Source organism: Ferruginibacter sp. (assembly GCF_014377975.1).
In the GTDB taxonomy this organism is placed as follows: domain Bacteria; phylum Bacteroidota; class Bacteroidia; order Chitinophagales; family Chitinophagaceae; genus Ferruginibacter.
Genome location: NZ_JACMOO010000044.1, coordinates 1 through 4,430, shown reverse-complemented (window position 1 = coordinate 4,430; position 4,430 = coordinate 1). Strand labels below are relative to the sequence as shown.

The window sequence follows — 4,430 nt, the reverse complement described above, 5'->3', positions numbered from 1 at the left end:
ATCGGCTTTGCCTTTACTTAGTTTTTTTACTTCTCCTGCAAACATGCCAATAAGCCCTTTTTTACCACTTTGATATTCTTTTACCTTTGCAGGCAACTTTGCAATTACCTCATCTACCCATACAGCAACGGAGCTACTGTCGCTTTCCTGGAGCAGATTTAACGTGGTTGCAATTTGGGAAGGTTCTTGTTGCGTGTCTGTCAATAAGGCATTAAATATTTTGGATGATGCAATACTAAAATTTACCTTGCCATCATCTACCAGTTGTATTAATGCGCTGATTTTTTTTGGCGATAAAGGAAACCCGCTAAGATCGGTATTTTTTTCGTTGCAGTAAGACTTAATGGGACCCATCAACCAGTTGACCACGGCTTTGTAATGCTGGGTATATTGTATGGTAGCTTCAAAAAAGTCGACCAGTAATTTATCGCCGCAAATAACCTGTGCATCATAAACCGGTAAATTAAACAGGGTAGTATATTTTTTTTCCAGCTCTTCGGGCAGGGTAGGCAGGGATGTCTTTACCTGTTGTAAAAATTCATCGCTGATGTTAAAAGGCGTAAGATCAGGATCTGCAAAATACCGGTAATCATCGGCCTCTTCCTTGCTGCGTAAAGAAAAAGTTGTGTTGTTATCCGCATCATAACTTCTTGTTTGCTGCAATACTTTTTCACCTTTTTCTACAATGTCAATCAACCGGTTCACTTCCACATCAATGGCACGTTTAACGTTGCGGATACTGTTTAAATTTTTTACTTCTACCCTTGTACCCAATGTAGTTTCACCTTTTAACCGGATAGAAATATTGGCATCACAACGCATACTGCCTTCTTCCATATTGCCGTCGCAGATATTGAGCCAGCGCACCAGCCTGCGCAATTCTGTTACATAGGCAAAAGCTTCTTCACTACTATGTAAATCAGGTTCGCTTACAATTTCGAGTAGTGGTACACCAGCACGGTTTAAATCTATTGCGGTGTACAGTTCATCCACATCATGCAAACTTTTTCCTGCATCTTCTTCCATGTGTATGCGGTTAAGCCTTATGTGCCGTTCAGCATTATCCACTTTAATTCTTACCGTTCCGTTTTTACAAATAGGGGTTGTATGCTGACTTACCTGGTAGCCCTTTGGCAAGTCGGGATAAAAATAATTTTTACGGGCAAAATAATTTTGTTGTTCTATATCACAATTTAAAGCAAGGCCTAGTTTTACCGCGTACTCAATTGCCTGTTTGTTCATCATGGGCAGTGTGCCCGGGTGAGCCAGGGTTATTGGACTGATATGTGTGTTGGGTGCTGCACCAAATGTGGCACTGTCACCACAAAATAGTTTGCTCTTGGTAAGCAACTGTGCATGTACTTCCAGGCCTATTACAACCTGGTATTTATCATTTTTTATCACTGTTGCAAATGTACAAATAAGTTTGTGCCCATCTTCTACCGGATGTAATAATTTGCGTTGTTCTCAAAGGGATTGTTTTAACAGAATATGTAATGTTACGGATATGTAAAATAAAAACCCATCCACCAATAGCATGTGCTATCAAAGGATGGGTTGCAATGGCAGGCTTTTTTTATAAATCGGCGGTTTTCAATTTTTTAGAAATCCTGATGTCAAATTTCATTTCTGTAGCGTTTCTATTGGCTTTGATGCTGTAAACAGATTTTTCTGCAACTTTCTGTAGTTGCTCCCTTGCATCATCGGTATTGCTTATTTTTTGTCCGTTTATTTCTGTAATAAGATCATCTTTTTTTAAGCCTGCTTTTTGTGCTGCAGAGGAATCTTCCACCTCAATTATTTTTACATTACCACCCTCTTCGGTATCTTGAATTTTTAGCCCTAATTTTTTCTGACGTGGAAACATATTGATAAGAGATTCTTCGTTGGGGTCAAATCCAAAGTGTCCCTTTCCATCCATATCAAAATTCTCTTTCAGCATATCTTCATTTGGCATTGGCCGTAGGTCTGCACGTGGGCGTTTAAAACCACGCACCATGGGATTGGAATTATTGTATTTAAAAACCATATTCCTTTCTTCCACCCTTTCGCCCAATACAGCTTTAACTTCCTTTTTTTTGCCCTCTCTTTTATACAATATTTTTATTTCCTGTATGGGCTCTTTTTCTGCTATAATTTTAGCCAGATTTCCTGCATCTGTAACCGGCTGGTCATCAATTTTTGTAATAATATCATCTTTTTTTAATCCTACTTTTTCAGCAGCGCTTCCTTTTGCCACCGCAACAATTTTAGCGCCGTCAGTAGTTTTTTCGGTGGTTACACCCAGGAAAGGTTTATGAGAATTTTCATTTCTATATAAGTCCCGCAAGCGGTCAAGGCCAGCCATTTCCGGCATTCCTTTAGGTTCTTCAAAATCAAAAATCATGTCTCCTCCATTTCCGTCACGGATAATCATTTTTCTTTTATTGATGGATACATTGTCATCTATAAATTCGGACAATGGCTTTCCGTTAACGATCACATCATCTCCCTTAATTTCCACATTCAGTTTTATATCTTTATCACCCTTGCTACGAATGATTAATTCCTGCTGTTCTTTCATTTCAGCTTTTTCTTTTTGTTCGTGCAGCTCTTTATTTTCTGCATTCTCTTTTTGGTCTTGTTGTGCACTGGCAGTAAATGTAAAACTCATACAACTTAGTACCAGCGAGGCAAAAATTATTTTTTTCATGTTGGTTAATTTGATATACGAAATGTTTAGTAGTTCAAATGTAAATAGAATTTTTTAATTACGAATATTTTCGCAGATTATTTATTTGGTTTAACAAAATATTTTAATTGGGTAAATTTTATACCAGGTGACCGGAAAATTATTGCGAAGAACGAATACTCCGCCAGAGATTCTGAAATTTCTTTTTTGCTGAATTACTTATGGAATTTAATTATTGATAACCACTGCACTTTGCGTAAGGGATAGCAGCGGAAATACTTTTTTGAGGCACGAAAAAAAGATTGTAGCGGATAGCCCGACCCCTTGCGCAGCTTGGGGATACGCCCATATTTTCTATAATAACTTAGCCGCCCGCACTAAATCTTCGGGCGTATCAATCTCGATACCCATGTATTGTGTAATTACCATTTTTATAGGAATGCCATTTTCGAGGTAGCGCAGACACTCAATTTTTTCGACAGCTTCCAATGGCGTAATCGGCCAGTTTGTAAAATTCACCAGGGCTTGTTTGCGAAAGGCGTACACACCAATGTGTTCATAATAAACCGGGATAATTTGCTGATTACGGTGGTAGGGAATTACACTTCTGCTAAACAACAAGGCATTCATATTTTTATCAACCACAACTTTTACATAATTAGGGTCGCTGATAAATTTTGGATCTTTTAATACCTGCATCAGCGACGCCACCTGCACGTTTTGTACGGCATCTCCTTCAAAAACTGCCAGTAATTTTTGTAACGGTTCTTTTTGTACAAAAGGTTCATCACCCTGTACATTCACTACAATATCAACGTCCATTCCGGCTACCGTTTCGGCAATTCTATCGCTGCCACTTTCGTGTTGCTGAATGCTCATTGTGGCTTTGCCACCATGGCTTGTTATTTCATTGTAAATAATATTACTGTCTGTAACCACCATTACTTTATCAAATAAACCAGTTGCTACTGTATTGTCATAGGTGTGACGAATAACCGTTTTATCACCCAGCAACTGCATCAGTTTTGCGGGAAAACGGGAGGCTGCGTAACGGGCAGGTATCATGGCAATTTTTATCATAGGTAAAATTTAGCAGCGATAAAGTTACAGGTAAAATTTTTGCACCCCTTTAAAACCAATATTGATTTACTTTATTTGGATATAATCGGTTTTGTGATTTGCATGCCAGCTAATCTCTAAAGCGATTTATTATGCAAGCAAGTGATTTACTGCAATCTTATTTAGTAGATGTCGATACCTGGGATGAGATGTACTCCGGTGCATCCGTCAGAGAACAATACAAAAAGGCAGTTGAGTTTATGCAGCAACTCTCGGTTGAAGAACTCAATAAAAAAGAAGAAATGGCTAAACGCCTTTTTATGAGCCAGGGCATCACCTTTACTGTGTACAACAGTGGCGGGGCATTGAAAAAATATTTCCCTTTGATATTATTCCACGCATCATTACCGCCGCAGAATTGACCTCCGGCCATATGCATTGTGTTGCCCCGGCGGAATTGAAATTGTACCCGGCGGTTTAACCAGGGTGGCGTTAAAAGAAGGTTCTTTAGTTGTAAATTCATCGCAGTGTGGCGGCAGTAAAGATACATGGGTGCTAACCCATCCTCCTTCCGAAGAAGGAATATAGGAATTCAATAATTGTTATCTTTTATATTAACATAAACGTTTTTATTTAATTTGATTGTATCACCAAAATAAAAATAGCTTTCTTACTTCCGCTTTGGCGGGGATAGGAGCTT

General features: G+C 38.7%; 5 protein-coding genes. 1 reads left to right on the top strand and 4 read right to left on the bottom strand.

The annotated features are described in order from the left end of the window. The 3 genes from gatB to kdsB all read right to left on the bottom strand — a co-directional run. Positions 1–1,404 (bottom strand): Asp-tRNA(Asn)/Glu-tRNA(Gln) amidotransferase subunit GatB (gene gatB / locus H7254_RS02890; protein ID WP_301931556.1); only part of this gene is annotated, 1,404 nt, incomplete at its 3' end. 172 nt (positions 1,405–1,576) lie between these two features. After that, entirely contained in the window at positions 1,577–2,692 is a 1,116-nt protein-coding gene (locus tag H7254_RS02885; RefSeq protein ID WP_301931555.1) for a PDZ domain-containing protein, read from the bottom strand. A gap of 333 nt (positions 2,693–3,025) precedes the next feature. Continuing rightward, positions 3,026–3,751 carry a 3-deoxy-manno-octulosonate cytidylyltransferase gene (gene kdsB / locus H7254_RS02880; RefSeq protein ID WP_301931554.1) on the bottom strand — a complete coding sequence of 242 codons (726 nt, stop codon included), beginning with the start codon at positions 3,749–3,751 and terminating at the stop codon, positions 3,026–3,028. Between the two features lie 131 nt (positions 3,752–3,882). Here kdsB and H7254_RS02875 point away from each other — a divergent pair, with 131 nt between their 5' ends. Then, complete coding sequence (locus tag H7254_RS02875) at positions 3,883–4,152, top strand: hypothetical protein (protein WP_301931553.1); 270 nt, start codon at positions 3,883–3,885, stop codon at positions 4,150–4,152. Here the strand turns inward: H7254_RS02875 and H7254_RS02870 are convergent. Then, positions 4,135–4,326: a hypothetical protein gene (locus H7254_RS02870; RefSeq protein ID WP_301931552.1), complete on the bottom strand. Its 192-nt coding sequence runs from the start codon at positions 4,324–4,326 to the stop codon at positions 4,135–4,137. The two genes, H7254_RS02875 and H7254_RS02870, sit on opposite strands and share 18 nt — an antisense overlap. Positions 4,327–4,430 lie beyond the last annotated feature (104 nt).